Origin of the sequence: Halalkalibacillus halophilus DSM 18494 (assembly GCF_000423105.1) — a bacterium.
Classification (GTDB): Bacteria; Bacillota; Bacilli; order Bacillales; family Alkalibacillaceae; genus Halalkalibacillus; species Halalkalibacillus halophilus.
Genome location: NZ_AUHI01000005.1, coordinates 66,835 through 88,153 on the forward strand (window position 1 = coordinate 66,835; position 21,319 = coordinate 88,153).

The window sequence follows — 21,319 nt, forward strand, 5'->3', positions numbered from 1 at the left end:
AACCGTCTACAATTTATCAATTTCTCGACAATCGTCTTCTTATTAAATAAATACAAATAGCTGTGAATAAATAGCCACTTCCTAAAATGATTAGTGTAATATTAACCCACTGCATTATAGGTAGATACAATACACCAATTAAAAAGAAGCCAATTGACATTACTCGACCAAAATTCAAAAATATCTCTCTTAGTATGACGTACTCAATTCTCAATTCCCTTGCGTAATTTAATTTTCCAATTACATCATAAGAAATGGACATATAAGGAGCAAAAAACAATGGGAACGTCAAGCCGATTATCGCCGCATATATAAAGAATTCAATTGATGAATTAGCCTGAATCAAAATGAATATTGATCCGTATAAACCAACCGTACCAGCAAATATAAAATAAAACCTATTATCAGGGTGGACAATTTTAGAAACATATTGATAGGCGACCAAGGAAGTGAGCGCATAAATGAAATTGTATGTTCCTACTACTAATTCATTTTCCGTACCAATGTAAACTAATAAACCAACCAAAAACAGAAAGACACCTTCTCTTAGTCCTTGTGAAAAATGACCAACAAGAAGTAATCGCCACTTCTTTTCTATTCTTATTTCTTTACTTGCTTTAAAAATAGCATATTTTCCATTCACCTTTCTTCTTTCCATGAAAAAGCTAGTAACAATTGCTGCTATAAATAACATAAAAGAAATAAAGAATATAATTAAATATCCTCCACTGTTTTCTGCATATCGTATAATTAATCCTGCAGATAAAGGACCGACCATCCCACTAAAAGACTGCAACTTCCCTAAATTACTGTTAAAGAGATCTCGACTATATGGTTCTGTAACTTCAAATGTAAGCACATTAAATGCAAGCCAAAAAAAACCATATCCTATTCCTAATATGGCACCTAACATCATATTATAATTAGAGGCATAATCTCCAAGTAATAATACTGTCATAAAAAATATAGATATAAATAAAATTCCTATCCGCAAAATGACAACTCGATCAACTCTTTTCGCCCAAGAGCCAAATATAAAATAGACGAACATTTGAGAAGTTACGACAAACAAATTATAAAGTGCAACAACTTGGATACTAGAGGTCTGCTTCCATAAAAATATATTGACAAAAATACTTGATAAATAAATTCCGAGTGTATATAACAATCCAATTGTTAAAAGTAAAGTTAAATTTTTCTTTTCGTGGTCGCTTATATCAGGTATACGTTTAAAAGACATAGTTTTCCCTCGCTTCTAAACGTTAGTTTTCTCATTTCAATCGTGCTTATGCTTAATTAGAGCATAAAAAAACTCACCCATTGAATGAGTGAGTTTTGATTCGTTTATTTTGCTTCTTCGTAGCGTTTCGCAACTTCATCCCAATTAACTACATTCCAAAATTCTTTGATGTAGTCAGGACGACGGTTTTGATACTTCAAGTAGTATGCATGTTCCCAAACATCAAGACCTAATACAGGTGTAACTCCGTCCATAACTGGAGTATCTTGATTTGGTGTAGATGTTATTTCTAAATTACCGTTCTTAACTACTAGCCATGCCCAACCTGAGCCAAAGCGGCCTGTAGCAGCTGTTGTAAATTCTTCTTTAAATTGGTCAAAGCTTCCGAACTTTTCATTAATCTTATCTGCTAGTTCTCCTGTTGGATTACCTCCACCATTAGGAGATAAAACAGTCCAGAATAATGTGTGGTTTGCGTGTCCGCCACCATTATTTCTTACTGCAGTTTGAATATCACTTGGAAGAGAGTCTAATCCTGTTAAAAGCTCTTCTAATGATTTGTCTTGTAGATCTGAATGACCTTCTAAAGCTGCATTCAGTTTTGTTACATACGTATTATGGTGCTTTGTGTGGTGAATGTTCATTGTTTCCTTATCGATGTGAGGTTCTAGTGCGTCGTAAGCATAAGGTAATTCTGGTAGTTCAAATTTAGCCATAATTAAAATCCTCCTTAAACATAATACGGTGAGAGCTTCATTCAAGTTAATTCTGAATTCCCACTCAACTTTTAGATTACCAATCAGCAAAAAACCTTGCAAGCTTTTTGCATTTAAACTTTTGTCATTGGCTTATATTGTTCCATTACCATATTCAAATATTTTTAAACATAAACCTTCGAGACACTTAATTTTACAGAAAATTATGATATTATATAATTATATTTAAGGAGGCACAACAAATGGCAAAGACTTACTTTTTTACTGGCTTTCCAGGATTCATTACTTCCAATTTAATTAAAGAAATATCCACGAGTAATCTTGAAATAAATAAGATTTATTTACTGGTTCTGCCATCGATGAAAGCTAAAGCTCAACAACAAATCAATGAGTTAATTCAGTTCCAACCAAACTTATTTAACAAGCTTAAAATCATATACGGAGATATTACAAAAAAACACTTAAATATAAAAGAAGAGCAATTAGCTATTCTAAAAAAAGAAGTCACTCATGTATTTAATCTTGCTGCAATTTATGATTTAGCTGTACCACGAGATATAGCTTACAAAGTAAATGTGGAGGGAACAAATAATGTTAACTCACTTGCTCAACAACTTGTAGCCCTTGAAAAATACGTTTATTTTAGCACTGCTTATGTTTCAGGAAACCGTGAAGGAATAATTTATGAACATGAATTGGATGCGGGGCAATCATTTAAAAATCATTATGAAGAAACAAAATTTAAGGCAGAAAAACTAGTTGCAGATCTTAAACCTGACTTACCAATAACGATTATACGTCCTGGTATTGTCGTGGGGCACTCCCACACAGGTGAAACTACAAAATTTGATGGACCTTATTTTTTGTTGAATTATCTCGATCGACTTCAAAAGCTTCCTTTTATACCATACTTAGGGACTGGGAATGCTGAGGCTAATTTTGTGCCTATAGACTATATATTAGAATCAACAATATATTTAGCCCATACCACAATTAGTAATGGAAAGACGTATCATTTAATTGATCCTAACCCCTATACAATCAAAGAAGTTTACCAACTTTTGATGAACACCTATATTAATAAAGAACCTAGAGGAACTTTACCACTACTTATCGGTAAAAGTGCCCTCTCCTTTCCTACAATGCGAAAATGGTTGAAAGTTGAAAAGCAAGCACTAGCCTACTTTAATTGCGAATCATTCTATGACTGTACGGAGGCAAAAAATGATTTAGCTGAAGCTTCTATTCATTGCCCTGATTTTAAAGATTATGTACCAGTGATGGTGAGTTATTATAAGCAACATAAACATGATCTAACAAAACAAGTTCCTATAAAATAAAAAAACAAGCATCTGCTTGTTTAATAATGGCGGAGGAGGAGGGATTCGAACCCCCGCGGGGCGTTAACCCCCTGGCGGTTTTCAAGACCGCTCCCTTCAGCCGAACTTGGGTACTCCTCCGTATGATGTTATTGGTGGACCCTGCAGGACTCGAACCTGCGACCGATCGGTTATGAGCCGATAGCTCTAACCAGCTGAGCTAAGGGTCCTTCTTATGGGGCGACCGGTGGGAATCGAACCCACGCGTGCTGGAGCCACAATCCAGTGCGTTAACCACTTCGCCACGGCCGCCATATGAAAGTATTATTCTAAGTAGTTTATGAAAAATAGCGGCGGAGGGGATCGAACCCCCGACCTCACGGGTATGAACCGTACGCTCTCGCCAGCTGAGCTACACCGCCAATGGCTCCAGCGGCAGGATTCGAACCTGCGACCAATTGATTAACAGTCAACTGCTCTACCACTGAGCTACGCTGGAATATAAAAGTTGTTTTTCTTTATCAGCGACGAAATATAATTTACCATGATACGTTTCTCTTGTCAACTTGCTATTGAGAAATAAAAAAATCTATTTTCAAATAGTAATTAAAGAGGCTGGGACAGAAGTGTATGAAGCCATGAATATTCCGAACAAAGCTTATAAAAAGCGGATGAAATAGACGGAGACTCCTGTGGGAAATAGAGCTTAGGTGAGACCCCGGAATGCGTAGCATGAGGAGGCTCTCCAGCTCCCCACGGAAAGCGCAGTCTATTTCAGGAGCGAGTTAGTCGCACCGCATTTCATTGTTCGGATTTTCATATTAACACTTTGATTTGTCCCAGCCTCTTAAACTATTACTCTTTATTAGTTACTTCTTGAGCGATATTTAATGCGTGATCTCCAATACGTTCTAAGTTACTGATAATGTCTACGAAAATGATACCAGCTGTTCCAGAACACTTACCTTCATTCAAGCGTAAGATGTGCTTTTTACGATATACACGCTCCATCTGGTCAATTTCATCTTCTTTTTTCATTACATCTCTTGCTAATTCTTCATCCATATTTTCAAAGGATTCTAACGCTTCTTTAACAGTATCAACAGTTAAATCAAACATTTCATTTAGATCATCCAACGCTTGGTCCGTTAAATGTACTTTATTAGTGATTTTATAATCATTTAATTCAATAATGTTTTCAAAATGGTCCCCAATTCGTTCAATATCTCTAACGATGTCCACTACTGCGGAGTGAGTAGCACTATCAGCATCTGTAATGGATGAACTAGAAACTTGAACTAAATAATTTGTAATTTTTTTATCTAGATTATTAATTGCATCTTCAAGCGAATAACCAATCTCCGCATGTTTAGGTTGATTTGTATTTAGATATTTCCTTGACTCTTCTAAACCATGAATTGCAATCTCACCCATGTGTAGAGATTCTTCCTTAGCCTGTGCAATTGCAACAGACGGTGATTGGTCTAAGAAGATAGGATCTAAATGTCTAGGTTTATAATCTATAGCTGAATCGTCTCCAGGCACTAATTTTGTAACCAGTACCGCAATAAGAGCTATAAACGGAAATTGAATGATTGTATTTGTAATGTTAAACGTACCATGTGCAAATGCAATGGACATTCTTGGTTCTAGCCCTAAAGTTGCTGTAAACCATTCGATTAGAGCGGTAAATGGAACTAAAAAGACTAAGAATATGGTCGCTCCTAATAAATTGAAAATAACATGGGAAGCCGCAGCCCTTTTAGCAGCAACACTTGCACCAATAGCAGCTAGTACAGCAGTGATTGTTGTACCTATATTATCTCCGAACAATACAGGAAGTGACGCAGCAAGTGAAATGGCGTCTTCTGCATGCAATGACTGTAAAACACCTATTGCTGCTGATGAGCTTTGTACACTTACTGTGAAAATTGTACCAATCGCTACACCTAACAATGGTATTTCACTCATTTGAACCGTTAAATCTTGAAATGCTTGCATTCCTCTGAGCGGTCTCAAACCATTGCTCATTAATTCCAGTCCATAAAACAATGCACCAAAACCAAAGACTGATTGTCCAATGTAAGTAATCTTCTTATTCTTAAAGAAAAATAATAAAAATGTTCCTACTGCAATGATAGGAAGTGCATATGCAGAAATATCAATACCAATAATAAAAGCAGTCATTGTCGTACCGATATTTGCACCCATAATTACTCCAATAGCTTGTCTTAACGTCATAAAACCAGCGTTTACTAGCCCGATCGTTAAAACCGTTGTACCAGTACTTGTTTGTAATAATACCGTTACAACTATCCCCGCTAAAACACCCATAAATGGGTTAGTAGTAAAACGATCTAAAATATCGCGCAGCTTATCCCCGGCTGACGCTTTCAGACCATCTCCTAGGTACTTGATTCCAAATAGAAACAAACCAAGTCCACCAAAGAATAAAAATAACATCTCTTGAATTGAAAGTTCCATGATCCTCACCCCGATTAAAAATATGACTAAATTTGTTGAGCCATGTACATTATGAGTACAATACGTGAAAACGTAAATATATTTACAAAAAACTTTACACAAACTTTACAATCTATATTTTTACTTTTAGTAATACCCTTTTAAGATTGTTTCTAACTTATTTCTCAGATAAGATATATATGGATAGAATGGGGGCATACGTATGAAAGTAAATATGATTAAACGCTTTAGTTGGAGTATACATAACTTTAAAAAAGCTTCTGCTTTAAGAATTGAAAAAGTTGGTAAATCAATTTGGTACTTATTATTGTTCATGTTGTTGTTAACTATTCCTTATGTAACTACATTAGTCATTGACGCCAACCAATCACTAAATCAACTTCAAGACAATGAAGAGATTCAAGACCTCTCTTTCACTTATCAAAGATCAGGATTAAGTTATGATGGATCAGAAGATGTCATTGAACATCATAACCTCGCTATTGTCTTTGATGAATCTTTAATTACCGAAGTAGACCAAGATACCGTTTTACTGATGCAAGAGGAACAAGGAACATTATTTACAAACCGTAATAGTTACACATTTCTATATGAAAGTATGTTTGCAAATGGCGAATCCTTTACCATTGAACAATTAGGAAGTGAACTTCTTAACTTCATTTTAGTACTTATGATTTTATCTACAGCAATTTATTATTGTTTATCCGTATTTATTAAACTTGCGGAAATTACTCTACTTGCTTTTGGTGGATTTATAATAAATCGAAATCTAAAAAGAAATGTGAATTATGCTCAGCTTTGGAAGTTATCTGTTTATGCTATTACCATTCCGACTATTATTGTAACGACTATTCAGACTACGGGTATGAATCAAAATTACTCAGGAGTTATTTTTTGGATTGGAAGCTTTATTATTTTATACATGATTTTATCCAAAGTACCAAAGAAAAAAAGTTAGCCGAATACGCGGCTAACTTTCATTTTTTTCTTCTACTAATATTTTTGTGCCGTCCACTTCCGACACGTAAATATCCACTCCCTGTTTCATCCAACTCCCCTTGGTAATTGCACTATACCTTTCCCCTTCTATATCAATCGTACCTGAAGGTCTTAAATCCGTTAACGTCGTTCCTTCTTTCCCAACAAGCTCTTTATACGATTCATTCATTGAGTTGTAACCTTGGTCACCTGTTAATTGATCTGCTAAGGCTAATTTGCCCCACATGGCTCTTTTTGGCACAAACCGAAGTAGAACTAAACTGAATAATGTGCCGGCTACAACCCCTGCAATACTATACGAAGCATATAACCAATCTGGAGCTGCGAAAGCAACAGAAAACAACACGACGACAAAACCGATTGAACCTACAATCCCATCATTTATAAATTTACCATCCAAAATTATTAACCCTACTCCAACCGCGAATCCTAACCCAACTAAAATCATATCTGTAGTCGATAAATAATTGAAAAAATAGTAGCCGATTAATCCAACTCCTAAAATCGCACCTATTCCTTTCAACTTGACTAAGATTTCACCAAATAAAAAGAACATGGCGAAAAAGATAACAACAAATACTCCTAATACTGTCTCTATAAACATTATGATCCCCCTCTTCTATCCGTATAATAATTATTTATTTTTAAATATGTATTTCCATTCTTCTTCATTCATTATATAGTAAATATATAGTAGGTTCCAACATTCGCATGGTACCTCCTGCATATGTTATTATCAATAATGGAGAACAAATAATATATTTTTTTAGGTTAATCAAAGGAGAGTTGGATGATGTCTACGATTACTCATCGTAAAGATACAAGACCAGTTCGTGTAGGTAATGTCATGATTGGTGGAAAAAATGAAGTTATTATTCAATCAATGACTACTACAAAAACACATGATGTAGAAGCAACAGTTAATGAAATTCACCGTTTAGAAGAAGCAGGTTGTCAAGTAGTCCGGGTGGCGTGCCCTGATGAACGTGCGGCAGATGCTATTCCTGAAATAAAGAAACAAATCAATATCCCTCTAGTAGTGGATATTCATTTTGATTACCGTTTAGCTCTTAAAGCCATTGAAGGTGGAGCAGATAAAATAAGAATTAATCCTGGTAATATTGGGAAGCGTGAGAGAATTGAAGCGGTGGTTAATGCGGCCAAGAAAAAGGGGATTCCTATTAGAATTGGTGTAAATGCCGGATCATTAGAACGTCATTTAATCGAGAAATATGGCTACCCTACTGCAGATGCCATGGTAGAAAGTGCGTTACACCATATTAAAATCCTAGAGGACTTAGATTTCCACGATATTATTGTTTCGTTAAAAGCTTCTGATGTTCATCTTGCTATAGAGGCATACGAAAAGGCTGCCAAAGAGATACAATATCCAATCCACTTGGGTATTACGGAGTCAGGTACCCTTTTTGCCGGTTCAGTCAAGAGTGCGGCCGGACTTGGAGCTATTTTAAGTAAAGGAATCGGATCAACCGTAAGAATTTCCTTAAGTGCCGATCCAGTCGAAGAGGTCAAAGTTGCCAAGGAATTACTAAAATCTTTCGGGCTTGCAGCAAACGCAGCAACCTTAATTTCTTGCCCTACATGTGGACGAATTGAAATTGATTTAATTTCTATCGCAAATGAAGTAGAAGAGTACATTCAGACAATTAAAGCACCAATAAAGGTAGCTGTTCTTGGTTGTGCTGTAAATGGTCCAGGTGAAGCACGTGAGGCCGATATAGGGATTGCTGGTGCAAGAGGTGAAGGATTACTTTTCCGACACGGAGAAATTATTAGAAAAGTACCAGAAGAAATTATGGTAGAGGAACTGAAAAAAGAAGTAGACAAATTAGCAGAAGAACATTATAAAAAACAACGAGAAGAAGCTCAAGAAGTTTAACTTATGTAATCAGGTATAGTTTATAACTATACCTGATTTTTTTATAATATTGGGTAAACAAATAAACGTATGACAATTGCAACTAAGGCTAATCCAATTGCGATGTTACCCAAAGTGTTTGCGCCTCGTCGTTTTGCATAGATACCCATGATAGCTCCTACTACTGCAAATAAAAAGGTCCAAACAAAGAACGCTAATAAAGACAAAACTAATGCGATCCATCCCCATCCGGCATCAACATGTTCTTCCATGCGAGATTCTCTTTCCTCTTGTTTCATTTTATCTCTATCTAATTCGCTTGGATTAAAAGTTGCTGTTTCGGATGAAAATTCGGTATCTTCTTTTTGACGGATCCCAGTAATCGGATCGTTAGAAGGCATTAATCCTTCATTTCTGTCAAAGTAATTATCATCTTCACTATAACTCCTCGGATGATTGTTCTTTTCTTCGTCCATGATCATTCCTCACTTTCTAGAAATTACGCTTAGTTTATGTGAGGAGAATTAATTTATACATAAAGAAACGTCGACAGCATAAACTGTCGACGTTTCTTTCATTTAATATACGATTGTTACTGCGCCACTGCAAATGTACTTCTTTTTTCGGCTTCCTCTTGAATTTCCACCGCATACCAACTCGCAGCATTACCGTTTTCTCCTATATATTGTTCTAATCCACCTATACCTCTGTGGTAGGCAGTCAATGCTTCATCCCAATTACCATATTGTCCATATAAGAAGTCCAAATACACTACGGATAACTCAATACTGTATTCAGGGTTAAAAAGTAAATCCTTCTCATAAGGCAAATCAGCCATCTCTGCAATCCACGGTGCAGTATTCTCCATAAATTGAGATAAACCATAAGCATGTCCGTATTTCGTTGGAGGACCAACCAGCTCTGGGTCAAATGTCCCTCCTGTTTCAATCTTAATTAATTCATAAACAATAAAAGGATCAATATCATACTCTCTCGCTTTTTTAGTTAAAAACAATGCCCAAGACTCCTGGAACTGATTCTCACTGTTTTCCACCATTTTTTGTGCAGTGGACGTATTTTTTCCCCAGTCTTCATATGACAACGTTTCTACTTCCCCAAAATTTGTTACGCTTAAATAATTCTCTCTATTTTTCTGTTCTTTGTCGTTGTTTACAGAGTCTTCTGTAACTTGAAGTGCCTGCAGTTCATTATTTTCTGTTTGCAATTGTGTAATTTCTTGTTCGTATTGCATAGTATTAATTATGATTCCTGCAGCCACTACCACAATTGCAGTAAAAAATACTGCATAAGCCTTTAATGTCATCAAAACATCCTTTCCTAAGTCAATATAACTAGATAAAGTTAAAATTAACCTACTGCCACATACTAAATGACCTAGGAAAGAAATGCAAAGAATAAGCTTTTTTCATGTCACATTTTGTCATTATTTGCATGAAACCTAATCGATTACCCTAAGAAAAGGTGTGAAATTATGTACAGAAACTTTGTTCAACACTATTTAAACCAATTATCACCAAAGAAGCTTTCTGATTTAAGTAAGCAATATGAAATTCCCATTAGTATTCGTCAAGCGGAACAGATTCTTCAATTTATAAAAGAAAAAAGAATCGATCCTTTTAATAAAAAAGATCGACTCCAAACCATTCGTTTCATCGAAGATAATATAGGTGCGCATGAAGCGCGTTCATTTGAAAGCCTTATTCTTCAGCTAGCCAAACAGTATAATTTAGAACATTTACTATAAGCTATTGATTATAAATTTTATCTTTTAACTTCTCATCAAAGTTGTCGCCTTTTAACATTTCAATTTCAAATTTATAAGGCGGCTTCTTATCTTTTTTATCCGTGCCTACATATGGCGTTTCTAGAATTTTTGGAATATGCATCAAGTCTGGGTGATGTACAATATTATGAATAGCATCGAAACCAATATGTCCAAATCCGATGTTCTCATGACGGTCTTTTTGAGCTCCTCGCTCATTTTTACTATCATTAATGTGCAATACTTTTAAGCGGTCTAAACCGATAATAGAATCGAATTCTTTTAATACATTATCAAAATTATTGACGATATCATACCCTGCATCATGAACGTGGCAAGTATCAAAACAAACAGATAGACGATCGTTGTTTGTAACACCGTCTATAATTTTTGCCAGTTCCTCAAAGCTTCTTCCACACTCGGATCCTTTTCCAGCCATTGTTTCCAGAGCAATTTGAACATCTAAATCTTTTTCTAATACTTCATTTAGTCCTTTGATAATTTGTTGTATTCCCGCTTCTGCTCCAGCCCCAACATGCGCACCTGGATGAAGAACAATTTGTTTCGCGCCAATCGCGACTGTTCTTTCCATTTCAGATTGGAGAAAGTCGACTCCCAATTGAAATGTCTCAGGTTTTTGAGTGTTTCCTATATTGATTATATAAGGCGCGTGTATAATTACATGTTCAATACCATTTTCAGCCATATGCTCTCTACCAGCTGGAATATTTAATTCTTCAATTGGTTTTCTGCGAGTATTTTGTGGAGCACCGGTGTATATCATAAATGTATTCGCATTATAAGATGCCGCTTCTTCACTTGAATGTAAAAGCATTTTCTTTCCACTCATGGATACGTGAGAACCTAATATCATGTTAAACTCCCCCTTTTACTTTTTCTTCCCTTTTCGAAACTGCTGTCTTTTCATCTTTTTATGAATTTGATCTTTTTCATATTTCATTTTCTTTTTATAGCCTGGTTTAACTTTTTTTCTACGTTTGACCTTGCTCCATGCTTCTTGATCTGTTTCATTGGATTCTTTCTTACGTTTCTTTCGTTCATTCCATTCCTTAACTTCTTTCCACTCGTTCCCTTTAATATCATAATTATCAAATGTAATGCCTCGTTCTTCCAGTTTCGCAATAACTGGCAAATCATCTTCTTCATACAAGCTTACGGCAGTTCCCTCTAATCCAGCACGAGCAGTTCTACCAACCCGGTGAATATATGCTTCTCCTTCTTTAGGAAACTCAGCATTGAACACATGGCTAACACCTGGGATATCAATACCTCTTGCAGCTAAATCGGTAGCTACAATATATTGATATCTTAGACTACGTATATCTTTTAACTTCCGTTTTCTTTCACGTGGTTTAAGTCCACCATGAATAATACCCACTTCTAATCCACGATCTAACAACTCACCAGCTAATGTGTCTGCACTTTCCTTTTTATTAACAAATACAAGTGCAATATAAGGATTTATTAATTTAGAAGCTTTAACAATTAAGTCTGCACGCTCCCGATGACGTAATGGAACTAAACGGTGCTCTAATTGCTCAGGACTAAGAATATCTTCATCGATTTGAATATGAGACGGGTTATGCATATATTTCGTTAAAAATGTCTGTAATCCTGTTGGAATAGTTGCAGAAAACACTAATGTTTGTACATCATTGTGCATACGATACAATAATTGATCTACTTCATCCATTAAGCCTAAATCAATTAATAGATCTGCCTCATCAATCACTACACTTGTCACATTAGAAGGATTAATCGTTCCTTCTTTCATATAGTCCAAAATTCTACCTGGTGTACCTACAATTATATGCGGAGGAGTTTGTAGCTTTTGCTGTAATCGTTGTTTATCCGTACCCCCGATTACTAACTTGGAAGTCCATTTCTTCTCCACTTTTGATAGGGCTTGCATTTTTTTCACTTCTTCGTGAATTTGCACAGCAAGTTCACGTGTTGGTGCAATAATAATTTTTTGAATTTCTTGATTTTCTAAGTGAAGGTTTTCAATCAATGGAATTAAAAAGGCATGTGTTTTACCAGAGCCAGTCTGAGATTGTCCAATAATATTTTTACCCTTTAAAACTTGAGGAATTACTTTGTGCTGTATTTCTGTAGGATGCTTAAATTTTAATTCATCTATTGTATTTAACATCTCTTCACTTAGTTGAAACGATTGGAAATAGCGTTTATTCATAATCATTCTCCTTTTCTACCATCCTTAATTATAAAACAGAAGGTATATAAATGCTACATATAGAAAGATTTTGTCAAAGTATCAAATAACCATTATAATGACAAGTAGAGATGTATTTATGAGGGGGCCATGTTTACATGGAAGTCATTAAAATAGCACCAAGGGGATATTGTTATGGAGTGGTTGACGCGATGGTCATTGCAAGTAATGCTGCAAAAGATCCAAATTTACCACGACCAATTTATATATTAGGAATGATCGTTCACAATAGTCACGTCACTCAAGCTTTCGAAGATGAAGGTGTCATTACATTGGATGGTAAAGATCAAACACGTGATCAATTACTGAAAGACATTAATGAGGGAACCGTAATCTTCACAGCTCATGGTGTTTCTCCAGAAGTGAAGAAAGTAGCAGAAGACAAGGGTCTTACAGTATTAGATGCCACTTGTCCAGATGTTACTAGAACCCATGATTTAATTCGTGAAAAAGTCAGTGAAGGCTTTGAAATTGTCTATATCGGTAAAAAGGGACATCCTGAGCCAGAAGGAGCTGTTGGTGTCGCACCTGACCATGTTCACTTAATTCAAACAGAAGAAGATGTGGAACTTCTTAATCTTAAAGAAGATGCGAAAGTTGTTGTAACCAATCAAACAACGATGAGTCAATGGGATGTCTACGATATTATGCTTGCTGTGCAAGAAAAATATCCACAAACAGATATGGTGCAAGAAATTTGTATGGCAACACAAGTTAGACAGGAAGCTGTCGCTGAACAAGCTGTAGACGCTGACTTAACTTTAGTTGTAGGAGATCCTAAAAGTAATAACTCAAACCGTTTAGCGCAAGTTTCTATTCAAAAGGCAGGAACCAATGCATACCGTATTGCAGATGTTTCTGAAATAAAACAAGAATGGTTAGAAGGATGTTCAACCATCGCAATTACTGCGGGCGCATCAACACCAACTCCAATTACAAAAGAAGTAATCCGATTTATAGAAGCGTATGAACCTGACACAAATGAAAAGTGGCAAGCTGAAAGTAAGGTTACGAATAATAAGATCTTACCAAAAGTAAAACCTAAGAAACGCGTCTAATTACGTATAAAAATAACCTCCGACCGAATCCAAAATGAATTAATTTGGACCCGTGCGGAGGTTTTTTAATGTATACAAAAACTGCGTATTATTTACTCCCACTCAATCGTGGATGGCGGCTTACTAGTAATATCATAAACCACTCGGTTCACATGACTTACTTCATTGACGATTCGGTTTGAAATTTTCTCCAATACTTCCCAAGGGATTCTTGCCCAGTCGGAAGTCATACCATCTACGGAAGTAACAGCGCGGATCGCAATGGTATGATCATATGTTCGTTTGTCACCTTGCACACCAACACTTTGAATACCAGGTAGAACGGTGAAGTATTGCCAAATCTCTCGTTCTAAATGATTCAATTGAACTTCTTCTCTTAGAATTGCATCCGACTCGCGTACAATCTCTAATTTTTCTTCTGTTAATTCTCCTAGCACTCTGATTGCTAAGCCTGGACCTGGAAAAGGTTGTCTCCAAACAATATGTTCAGGAATACCAAGTTCTTCTCCTAATTTTCTCACTTCATCTTTAAATAACGTGTTTAAAGGTTCGATTAGTTGAAATTCCATATGCTCTGGTAATCCACCAACATTATGGTGAGATTTGATCGTTTCAGCCGTATCTGTACCACTTTCAATGATATCTGTATAGAGCGTTCCTTGTGCTAAATAATCCACTTCCGTTAATTTAGCTGCTTCATCATCAAATACATAAATAAATTCATTTCCAATACGTTTTCTTTTTTCTTCAGGGTCTGAGATCCCTTTTAGTTTATCTAAAAACCGGTCTTGAGCATCTACTTTAATAACATTGATTTGGAAACCTTCTCGGAACATTTTCATCACTTGATCCGCTTCATCTTTTCTTAATAGACCATGATCAACAAAGATACAAGTTAACTGATCTCCAATGGCTTCATGCAGTAACACCGCAACAACGGACGAATCTACTCCTCCACTCAAAGCGCATAATACTTTACGGTCTTTCACTTCTTCACGAATTTTTTCTACTTGCATCTCAATAAAGTTTTCCATCGTCCAATTGCCAGAACAGTTACAAATATCAAAAGCAAAATTCTTCAACAAGTCATTTCCATATATCGAATTTTTTACTTCTGGATGAAACTGGACCCCATAAAATTGACGCTCACTATTACTGAATGCAGCTATAGGACAGGAAGGGTTTGTTGCATCTACTGTGAAATTAGTTGGTGGCTGAAGAACTAAGTCTCCATGGCTCATCCAAACCGTTTGCTCATTTGGTAATGTTTGAAACAATCTTGCGTGGTCAACAACATCAATCGTAGCTTTTCCATATTCACGATGATTTGCCTTTTCTACTTTACCGCCTAGTTCCTTCGCCATAATTTGCATGCCATAACAGATGCCTAAGATCGGAATATCTAATTCAAAGATTTCAGGGTCGATTTTAGGAGCATTTTCATCATACACACTACCTGGTCCTCCAGATAATATAATTCCATTTGGATTTAACTCCTTTAATTCCTCTGCAGTTATCTTGTTAGAGTGTAATTCACTAAACACCCCAAACTCTCTTATCCTTCTAGTTATTAATTGATTATATTGGCTACCATAGTCAAGAACTATGATTCGCTCTTTAATTTCCTGCAAGCTATTCACCTCTTTATTATTACGTTCCCAATGATTAACACGATTAATAGAGTACAAAAAAAGCTCAAGTGTCTCTTCATCACCTATATACGCGTAATAGATAGAAATACATTTTCCTTATAAAAAATGTACAAATCTACCTAGTGGGAGAAGGCAGAATTGTACATCAATACTACCTTCATAGTTGAGTCATTTAAGGTAACTCAGTAGAGACGCTTTCGCCATATTCGAAAGCATATATGAAGTTAATCATTTATAGGGATTGAATATTATATTTTGTTTATAAAGAATAGTTTGGTGCTTCCTTTGTAATTTGTACATCATGTGGATGACTTTCTCTTAAGCCAGCACCTGTGTTTTTTATAAAAGTAGCTTCTTCTCTAAGAAATTGTAAGTTTGGTGTTCCACAATATCCCATACCGGATCTTAATCCTCCAGTCATTTGGTATATCGTGTCAGCAACATCACCTTTATAGTGTACACGCCCTTCAATTCCTTCAGGGACAAACTTTTTATTTTCCTCTTGAAAATAGCGATCCTTACTTCCTTTTTCCATAGAAGCAACAGATCCCATGCCACGATACGTTTTATAACGTCTACCTTGGTAAATTTCTGTATCTCCCGGGCTTTCCGTAGTTCCAGCTAACATACTACCTAACATGACAACATGTCCACCAGCGGCTAGCGCTTTTACAATATCACCAGAATATTTAATACCGCCATCAGCTATAACGGGAATATTGTGTTTTCTCGCTTCTGTAGCACAATCATAAACGGCTGTAATTTGAGGAACACCTACACCTGAAACGACTCTTGTTGTGCAGATTGAACCAGGACCAATTCCAACTTTAACTATATCAGTTCCGACTTCGATTAAAGCTTTTGTACCTTCTGGCGTAGCAACATTACCAGCGATAATTGTAATATCCTTGTACTGGTTACGTAGATTAGCAATGGTATCTAAAACTCCTTGAGAATGACCATGAGCTGTGTCAATTACGAAAGCATCAACACCTGCTTCAAATAACTTTTGAGCTCGTAAATCCGTATCTCCAGAAACACCGATTGCAGCTGCAACTAATAATCTCCCATGTTCATCTGTCGCTGAGTTAGGGAACTCTACTTCTTTTTCTATATCTTTAATTGTGATAAGGCCTTTTAATTTCCCTTCAGCATCTGTTAAAGGAAGTTTTTCAATTCTATGTTTTTGTAGAATCTCACTTGCTTGATCCAAACTAGTTCCTACTGGTGCAGTTACTAAGTTTTCTTTTGTCATCACATCATTAATTGAAATAGAATAGTCTTCTATAAATCGCAAATCACGATTCGTAATAATACCTGTTAATTTCTTATCAGTTTCATTGTTAACAATCGGCACTCCAGAAATTCTATATTTACCCATCAAATACTCTGCATCAAAAACCTGATGTTCAGGTGTTAAATAAAAAGGATTCGTAATTACTCCTCTTTCTGACCGCTTTACTTTATCTACCTGATCAGCTTGGTCTTCTACAGACATATTTTTGTGAATTACACCTAGGCCTCCTTGTCGCGCCATAGCTATTGCCATTTCAGCTTCTGTTACCGTATCCATACCCGAACTAATCATCGGAATATTCAACTTGATTTTATCTGTTAATTGAACAGACAAATCTACATTTCGCGGCAGAACATTCGATTCTGCTGGCATCAGCAAGACATCATCAAAGGTTAACCCTTCTTTATTAAACTTATTTTCCCACACAAATAATCAATCCCCTTCCCTAAATATTATTAGTAGATTATCAATGGCATGCTTGGCTGTCAACTGAACTCCAATAAATACAAATATTCAAATTATTTTAGAAAATTAAATGAAAGAAAATGGGTCCGTATTAATTGTTGAAACAATAATATCTATTACTTTTTCTTCAGAATTAATTTTATTCTCTAAAATTCTAGTTAAAGCTGTTTTCATCACTTGTTCTATATGATGTCCAGGATCAATCATAGTAAGTCCTAATCCCTTTGCATCGTGAGCTGTATGGTAGTCTATATCACCTGTAATCAGGACATCCGCACCACTGATTTTTGCTTGATTGATGAACTTACCACCACTTCCACCAATCATGGCAACTGTGGATATTTGTTTATCTGCATCCCCAACAAATCGAATGGCTGCAATGCCAAAAGCTGTTTTGCAATAAGATGAAAAATCATCTAAATTCATTGGTTCCCTTAGTTTTCCGATTCTTCCTAAACCTTTCGATGCCCCTGTTAATTCGAGAGGATACAAATCATAAGCCATCTCTTCATAAGGATGGGCTGCTTTAGCAGCGGAGACTACTTCGGTTATTATATTTGCCGGCATAATGGTTTCCATTCTATATTCTTCCACTTTTTCTAATTGATTCTGTTCTCCAATATGAGGGTTGGTTCCTTCTAAAGGTTTAAACGTTCCTTCCCCTAATGTATTAAAAGTACAATGACTATAATCTCCGATGTGACCGGCTCCAGCTTCTGAAATTGCGTTTCTAACTTCATCTTGATGACTACTTGGCACATATACAACCAATTTAACAAGAGATTCTTTTTCTGTTTCTACTACGACTCCCTGGATGTCTAACCCGAGCTGATCCATGAGCATATCATTCACACCATCTGTAGCAATATCTAAATTTGTGTGAGCTGCATAAACAGAAATATCATTTTTTATAAGTTTAGCTATAATCCTGCCTTTTTCTGTATTCAAATTTATCGATTTTAATGGTTTGAATAGTAAAGGGTGATGAGCAATAATTAAATCTACATTATTCTCAACAGCTTCATCAACAACATCCTCGAGTGCATCTAATGTAACCATCACTTTAGATACCTTTTGATTCATACTCCCTACATGTAACCCAATCGGATCTCCGTCGAATGCTAAATTCTTAGGAGCCAGTTCTTCCACATGCTTTATTACATCTTTTACTGTTAAATCAGCCATGTATTAGTTCCTCCTCAATCCAATATAAATGCTGCTTAAATTTATTGATTTTTTCATTATCTGGAGATTGTGCTTGCTGCATTTGATCAATAATTCTACGTTTGTTTTCTGCAACACGCTTCCACTTTTGTTGAAAAGCTGAATTTTTTTCTTTTAACAATTGAGGGCCCAAGTAAATTTCTTTGTTCGTCAATACAACCTGACTCAAAGAAGGCTCTAATACGATAATTTCATATATATATCCATCTTCATTAAAAATCTCTTCTTCTACAATTTGAAAATGATGATTAATTGCAAATTGTCTAATGGAAGCTGCATCTATATTGGGTTGCAATATCAACCTTTTCGCATTTGATATCTTCTCAATACCTTCATTTAAAATGGTGGTAATTAATTTACCTCCCATTCCTGCGATAACGATACACTCCGCTTCATTCACTTTTAAAACTTCTAATCCACTACCTAACCTACAATCGATACGATGACTTAAATGGAAGTTCTCCACATGATTTTTAGCTGCTAATAAGGGGCCCTCATTTATTTCGCCTGCTATCGCTTGAGCATTAGGGTTTTCTAAACAGAACATTGAGGGAAGATACGCATGATCTGATCCGATGTCTGCTATAACTTTACAATCTTTTGGTATAAAATTTTTCACTTTAGTTAGTCTTAAAGATAATTCTTGGCTCATTATTTTCTATCCTCTTTTTCTTAAGTTTAACATGAATACCCACCAAAATAATTAGTGTAGAGTCTATATAGCAAAAAAAATTCAGAAACAGCTTGTAGTATGTTCTCAAGCGTGTTTCTGAATATATTTTGGGTTATTGATCCATTAACCATTCTGCAAGAACTTCTGCTTCTTCATCATTAGCATAGTCCCCAGTCATTAATGAACTACCTTCTACACCATTTGCAATAACATCAACTAGACCTTCCATATCGTAGTCACTGCCTACATCCGTTAGGGCAGGACCTGTCCCACCTTCTAAATCTCCACCATGACAGCTCATACAGTTATTTTCGAAAATGGCTTCGGGTTCCATTGAACCTTCTTCTTCAGTAGATTCTCCATCTTCTGCGACATCCATTTGGGATAAGCCTACGCCTCCCATTACAATCATAGCAATAATTCCTAAAGTTGCTATTAATGCGAAAGGTACAATTGGGTTTTTAGTCATAAATGAAACCTCCTTTGATCCGACTCTATGTAGCCAATTAAAGCTATATTTATTTTACTCGAAAATCGCCGCTACGGAAAGGGCAAAATTGTGAATATTTTATATGAACATGAAAAATAGAATTAATACAATTCCTATTATACCAGAAGCGATTAAATAATAATATTTAGCAAAATAACCACCTATGATCCATCCTAAACAATGAAAAAGAATTATTAAATTTAATGCCAACCCTTGGCCAATTAGTATATCTGTGACGGAAATAGTGCTAATCAAAAATACCAAACAGAAAACTACGATTGGAACATGGATGTATATGCTGTTTTTATTCTTATAATAAATAATATGTGCTAGGATAATTGCTAAGCTAATAAGAAATGTCACTAGCTGAATGATAAGTTGATCATTAAACCAAAAACTAATTAAGAAAATAGCTGGTAATAATAATAAGAGTAAGGAGAGATCCAAAAAGAAAAGAGTGTTTTTCCACTTTTTCTTATTTTTTGGTACCTCTTCCTCCTCCCCTTCACCAAATGTGTATAAAGCTAATAAAAAATCACAATACTCACTTGGCAATAGTCTTGACTGTTTCCAATGTTTTATTTCATCGATAATAATTTTATTTCGTTCATGGTTCATGATATCCCCCTATGAACAACCTATTCAAATTATTCTAAGAAATCTTTTAATCGTTTGCTGCGACTTGGGTGTCTTAACTTACGAAGCGCTTTTGCTTCAATTTGGCGAATACGTTCTCTTGTTACACCAAATACTCTTCCTACTTCTTCCAGGGTCCGAGTTCTTCCATCATCTAAACCAAAGCGAAGACGAAGTACATTTTCTTCACGGTCTGTAAGTGTATCTAAAACATCCTCAAGTTGTTCTTTTAATAATTCATAAGCTGCGTGATCTGAAGGGGAAGTTGCTTCTTGATCCTCAATAAAGTCGCCTAAGTGAGAATCATCTTCTTCACCTATTGGTGTTTCTAACGATACAGGTTCTTGAGCAATTTTTAGTATTTCCCTAACTTTATCTGGAGTTAGGTCCATTTCTTCTGCAATCTCTTCAGGTGTCGGTTCACGACCAAGGTCTTGTAAAAGCTGGCGCTGAACACGGATAAGTTTATTAATTGTCTCCACCATATGAACAGGAATACGAATCGTTCTTGCTTGGTCTGCAATCGCTCTAGTGATAGCTTGTCGGATCCACCATGTCGCATACGTACTAAACTTAAACCCTTTGCGGTAATCAAATTTTTCAACAGCTTTAATTAAGCCCATATTACCTTCTTGAATTAAATCCAGGAATAACATACCTCGACCAACGTAACGCTTAGCTATACTTACAACCAAACGTAAATTGGCCTCAGACAGACGACGTTTTGCCTCTTCGTCTCCTTCTTCAATTCGAGTTGCTAAGCTGATTTCATCTTCGGCTGTTAATAAGTCAACTCTTCCAATTTCTTTAAGATACATACGCACTGGATCATTAATTTTAACTCCAGGAGGTACACTTAAATCTGATAAATCGAATTCTTCTTCTTTGGCAATTTTTTGCATGTTTGGATCATCATTTTCCCCAATAATGTCCACACCTTGCTCAGCCATAGACTCATAAAATTCATCCATTTGATCAGAATCTAACTCGAACTGGCCGAGTTTGTCAGCTATTTCTTCATAAACGAGGACTCCTCGCTTTTTACCCATTTCTAATAACTGTTCTTTTGCTTGTTCTAATGTTAGTTCCTGGTCTTGTTCTGTTGCTTTTGATTCAATCGGCTTATCTGCCATGGAAACCCCTCCTTCCA

The 21,319-nt window shown here is 35.9% G+C and carries 20 protein-coding genes, 5 tRNA genes and 1 riboswitch; of the genes, 5 read left to right on the forward strand and 20 right to left on the reverse strand.

What is annotated here, in order from left to right; translation table 11 throughout:
* Positions 1 to 16 precede the first annotated feature (16 nt).
* Positions 17 to 1,240 (reverse strand): MFS transporter, encoded by a 1,224-nt coding sequence (locus G532_RS14640; RefSeq protein ID WP_051189031.1) that lies wholly within the window; start codon positions 1,238 to 1,240, stop codon positions 17 to 19.
* A gap of 104 nt (positions 1,241 to 1,344) precedes the next feature.
* The gene (locus G532_RS0102885; protein WP_027963444.1) at positions 1,345 to 1,956 is read right to left on the reverse strand and encodes a superoxide dismutase; all 612 of its coding nucleotides are present in this window, start codon (positions 1,954 to 1,956) and stop codon (positions 1,345 to 1,347) included.
* Between the two features lie 242 nt (positions 1,957 to 2,198).
* Here G532_RS0102885 and G532_RS0102890 point away from each other — a divergent pair, with 242 nt between their 5' ends.
* The gene (locus G532_RS0102890; protein ID WP_027963445.1) at positions 2,199 to 3,296 is read left to right on the forward strand and encodes an SDR family oxidoreductase; all 1,098 of its coding nucleotides are present in this window, start codon (positions 2,199 to 2,201) and stop codon (positions 3,294 to 3,296) included.
* Between the two features lie 27 nt (positions 3,297 to 3,323).
* Here G532_RS0102890 and G532_RS0102895 read toward each other — a convergent pair.
* The 6 genes from G532_RS0102895 to G532_RS0102920 form a co-directional block, all read right to left on the reverse strand.
* A tRNA-Ser gene (locus G532_RS0102895) sits at positions 3,324 to 3,416 on the reverse strand.
* A 12-nt stretch (positions 3,417 to 3,428) separates the two neighbouring features.
* Positions 3,429 to 3,505, reverse strand: a tRNA-Ile gene (locus G532_RS0102900).
* A gap of 6 nt (positions 3,506 to 3,511) precedes the next feature.
* Positions 3,512 to 3,587: transfer RNA gene (locus G532_RS0102905), tRNA-His, on the reverse strand.
* Between the two features lie 36 nt (positions 3,588 to 3,623).
* Positions 3,624 to 3,697, reverse strand: a tRNA-Met gene (locus G532_RS0102910).
* Positions 3,698 to 3,699: 2 nt separating this feature from the next.
* A tRNA-Asn gene (locus tag G532_RS0102915) sits at positions 3,700 to 3,774 on the reverse strand.
* 356 nt (positions 3,775 to 4,130) lie between these two features.
* Positions 4,131 to 5,759: a Na/Pi cotransporter family protein gene (locus tag G532_RS0102920; protein ID WP_211220351.1), complete on the reverse strand. Its 1,629-nt coding sequence runs from the start codon at positions 5,757 to 5,759 to the stop codon at positions 4,131 to 4,133.
* Between the two features lie 202 nt (positions 5,760 to 5,961).
* On the opposite strand from G532_RS0102920, the gene G532_RS0102925 reads away from it, so the two are divergent.
* Positions 5,962 to 6,717 (forward strand): DUF1189 family protein, encoded by a 756-nt coding sequence (locus tag G532_RS0102925; RefSeq protein ID WP_027963447.1) that lies wholly within the window; start codon positions 5,962 to 5,964, stop codon positions 6,715 to 6,717.
* Between the two features lie 12 nt (positions 6,718 to 6,729).
* On the opposite strand, the gene G532_RS0102930 is transcribed toward G532_RS0102925, so the two are convergent.
* A complete protein-coding gene (locus G532_RS0102930; RefSeq protein ID WP_027963448.1) occupies positions 6,730 to 7,362 on the reverse strand; it encodes an NfeD family protein in 633 nt (210 codons plus the stop codon).
* 189 nt (positions 7,363 to 7,551) lie between these two features.
* On the opposite strand from G532_RS0102930, the gene ispG reads away from it, so the two are divergent.
* The gene (gene ispG, locus G532_RS0102935) at positions 7,552 to 8,658 is read left to right on the forward strand and encodes a flavodoxin-dependent (E)-4-hydroxy-3-methylbut-2-enyl-diphosphate synthase (RefSeq protein WP_027963449.1); all 1,107 of its coding nucleotides are present in this window, start codon (positions 7,552 to 7,554) and stop codon (positions 8,656 to 8,658) included.
* A 41-nt stretch (positions 8,659 to 8,699) separates the two neighbouring features.
* On the opposite strand, the gene G532_RS0102940 is transcribed toward ispG, so the two are convergent.
* Positions 8,700 to 9,113, reverse strand: coding sequence for a UbiA prenyltransferase family protein (locus G532_RS0102940; protein ID WP_051189032.1), 414 nt, complete (start codon positions 9,111 to 9,113; stop codon positions 8,700 to 8,702).
* A gap of 116 nt (positions 9,114 to 9,229) precedes the next feature.
* Positions 9,230 to 9,961, reverse strand: coding sequence for a transglycosylase SLT domain-containing protein (locus tag G532_RS14645; protein ID WP_035512458.1), 732 nt, complete (start codon positions 9,959 to 9,961; stop codon positions 9,230 to 9,232).
* A 168-nt stretch (positions 9,962 to 10,129) separates the two neighbouring features.
* Between G532_RS14645 and G532_RS14650 the strand changes: the two genes are divergently transcribed.
* Positions 10,130 to 10,402, forward strand: coding sequence for a DUF2624 family protein (locus tag G532_RS14650; protein WP_035512460.1), 273 nt, complete (start codon positions 10,130 to 10,132; stop codon positions 10,400 to 10,402).
* A gap of 1 nt (position 10,403) precedes the next feature.
* On the opposite strand, the gene G532_RS0102955 is transcribed toward G532_RS14650, so the two are convergent.
* Together G532_RS0102955 and G532_RS0102960 are read right to left on the reverse strand one after the other, a co-directional pair.
* The gene (locus G532_RS0102955) at positions 10,404 to 11,294 is read right to left on the reverse strand and encodes a deoxyribonuclease IV (RefSeq protein ID WP_027963451.1); all 891 of its coding nucleotides are present in this window, start codon (positions 11,292 to 11,294) and stop codon (positions 10,404 to 10,406) included.
* 15 nt (positions 11,295 to 11,309) lie between these two features.
* On the reverse strand, positions 11,310 to 12,635 hold the full coding sequence (locus G532_RS0102960) for a DEAD/DEAH box helicase (protein WP_027963452.1): 1,326 nt from the start codon (positions 12,633 to 12,635) through the stop codon (positions 11,310 to 11,312).
* 137 nt (positions 12,636 to 12,772) lie between these two features.
* Here G532_RS0102960 and G532_RS0102965 point away from each other — a divergent pair, with 137 nt between their 5' ends.
* A complete protein-coding gene (locus G532_RS0102965; RefSeq protein ID WP_027963453.1) occupies positions 12,773 to 13,732 on the forward strand; it encodes a 4-hydroxy-3-methylbut-2-enyl diphosphate reductase in 960 nt (319 codons plus the stop codon).
* Positions 13,733 to 13,824: 92 nt separating this feature from the next.
* On the opposite strand, the gene guaA is transcribed toward G532_RS0102965, so the two are convergent.
* From guaA to rpoD, 7 genes are all read right to left on the reverse strand, one after another.
* Entirely contained in the window at positions 13,825 to 15,372 is a 1,548-nt protein-coding gene (gene guaA / locus G532_RS0102970) for a glutamine-hydrolyzing GMP synthase (protein WP_425402117.1), read from the reverse strand.
* Between the two features lie 152 nt (positions 15,373 to 15,524).
* A riboswitch (purine riboswitch) is annotated at positions 15,525 to 15,626 on the reverse strand.
* 17 nt (positions 15,627 to 15,643) lie between these two features.
* Complete coding sequence (gene guaB / locus G532_RS0102975; RefSeq protein WP_027963455.1) at positions 15,644 to 17,107, reverse strand: IMP dehydrogenase; 1,464 nt, start codon at positions 17,105 to 17,107, stop codon at positions 15,644 to 15,646.
* A 105-nt stretch (positions 17,108 to 17,212) separates the two neighbouring features.
* Positions 17,213 to 18,331 (reverse strand): Nif3-like dinuclear metal center hexameric protein, encoded by a 1,119-nt coding sequence (locus G532_RS0102980; protein ID WP_027963456.1) that lies wholly within the window; start codon positions 18,329 to 18,331, stop codon positions 17,213 to 17,215.
* On the reverse strand, positions 18,324 to 19,022 hold the full coding sequence (locus tag G532_RS0102985) for a tRNA (adenine(22)-N(1))-methyltransferase (RefSeq protein ID WP_027963457.1): 699 nt from the start codon (positions 19,020 to 19,022) through the stop codon (positions 18,324 to 18,326). Before G532_RS0102985 ends, G532_RS0102980 begins: the two co-directional genes overlap by 8 nt.
* Before the next feature lie 133 nt (positions 19,023 to 19,155).
* Complete coding sequence (locus G532_RS0102990; protein ID WP_027963458.1) at positions 19,156 to 19,512, reverse strand: c-type cytochrome; 357 nt, start codon at positions 19,510 to 19,512, stop codon at positions 19,156 to 19,158.
* A gap of 99 nt (positions 19,513 to 19,611) precedes the next feature.
* On the reverse strand, positions 19,612 to 20,151 hold the full coding sequence (locus G532_RS0102995) for a hypothetical protein (protein ID WP_027963459.1): 540 nt from the start codon (positions 20,149 to 20,151) through the stop codon (positions 19,612 to 19,614).
* A 29-nt stretch (positions 20,152 to 20,180) separates the two neighbouring features.
* Positions 20,181 to 21,302, reverse strand: coding sequence for an RNA polymerase sigma factor RpoD (gene rpoD / locus G532_RS0103000; protein ID WP_027963460.1), 1,122 nt, complete (start codon positions 21,300 to 21,302; stop codon positions 20,181 to 20,183).
* Positions 21,303 to 21,319 lie beyond the last annotated feature (17 nt).

What these genes read in the sequence shown, in the direction of transcription:
- G532_RS14640 (WP_051189031.1), bottom strand. Translation starts at nt 1,240, where the DNA reads ATGTCTTTTAAACGTATACCTGATATAAGCGACCACGAAAAGAAAAAT.
- G532_RS0102890 (WP_027963445.1), top strand. Translation starts at nt 2,199, where the DNA reads ATGGCAAAGACTTACTTTTTTACTGGCTTTCCAGGATTCATTACTTCC.
- G532_RS0102995 (WP_027963459.1), bottom strand. Translation starts at nt 20,151, where the DNA reads ATGAACCATGAACGAAATAAAATTATTATCGATGAAATAAAACATTGG.
- G532_RS0102930 (WP_027963448.1), bottom strand. Translation starts at nt 7,362, where the DNA reads ATGTTTATAGAGACAGTATTAGGAGTATTTGTTGTTATCTTTTTCGCC.
- G532_RS0102960 (WP_027963452.1), bottom strand. Translation starts at nt 12,635, where the DNA reads ATGAATAAACGCTATTTCCAATCGTTTCAACTAAGTGAAGAGATGTTA.
- G532_RS0102985 (WP_027963457.1), bottom strand. Translation starts at nt 19,022, where the DNA reads ATGAGCCAAGAATTATCTTTAAGACTAACTAAAGTGAAAAATTTTATA.
- rpoD (WP_027963460.1), bottom strand. Translation starts at nt 21,302, where the DNA reads ATGGCAGATAAGCCGATTGAATCAAAAGCAACAGAACAAGACCAGGAA.
- G532_RS14650 (WP_035512460.1), top strand. Translation starts at nt 10,130, where the DNA reads ATGTACAGAAACTTTGTTCAACACTATTTAAACCAATTATCACCAAAG.
- G532_RS0102885 (WP_027963444.1), bottom strand. Translation starts at nt 1,956, where the DNA reads ATGGCTAAATTTGAACTACCAGAATTACCTTATGCTTACGACGCACTA.
- G532_RS0102990 (WP_027963458.1), bottom strand. Translation starts at nt 19,512, where the DNA reads ATGACTAAAAACCCAATTGTACCTTTCGCATTAATAGCAACTTTAGGA.
- ispG (WP_027963449.1), top strand. Translation starts at nt 7,552, where the DNA reads ATGTCTACGATTACTCATCGTAAAGATACAAGACCAGTTCGTGTAGGT.
- G532_RS0102955 (WP_027963451.1), bottom strand. Translation starts at nt 11,294, where the DNA reads ATGATATTAGGTTCTCACGTATCCATGAGTGGAAAGAAAATGCTTTTA.
- G532_RS0102920 (WP_211220351.1), bottom strand. Translation starts at nt 5,759, where the DNA reads ATGGAACTTTCAATTCAAGAGATGTTATTTTTATTCTTTGGTGGACTT.
- G532_RS0102965 (WP_027963453.1), top strand. Translation starts at nt 12,773, where the DNA reads ATGGAAGTCATTAAAATAGCACCAAGGGGATATTGTTATGGAGTGGTT.
- G532_RS0102980 (WP_027963456.1), bottom strand. Translation starts at nt 18,331, where the DNA reads ATGGCTGATTTAACAGTAAAAGATGTAATAAAGCATGTGGAAGAACTG.
- G532_RS14645 (WP_035512458.1), bottom strand. Translation starts at nt 9,961, where the DNA reads ATGACATTAAAGGCTTATGCAGTATTTTTTACTGCAATTGTGGTAGTG.
- G532_RS0102925 (WP_027963447.1), top strand. Translation starts at nt 5,962, where the DNA reads ATGAAAGTAAATATGATTAAACGCTTTAGTTGGAGTATACATAACTTT.
- G532_RS0102940 (WP_051189032.1), bottom strand. Translation starts at nt 9,113, where the DNA reads ATGGACGAAGAAAAGAACAATCATCCGAGGAGTTATAGTGAAGATGAT.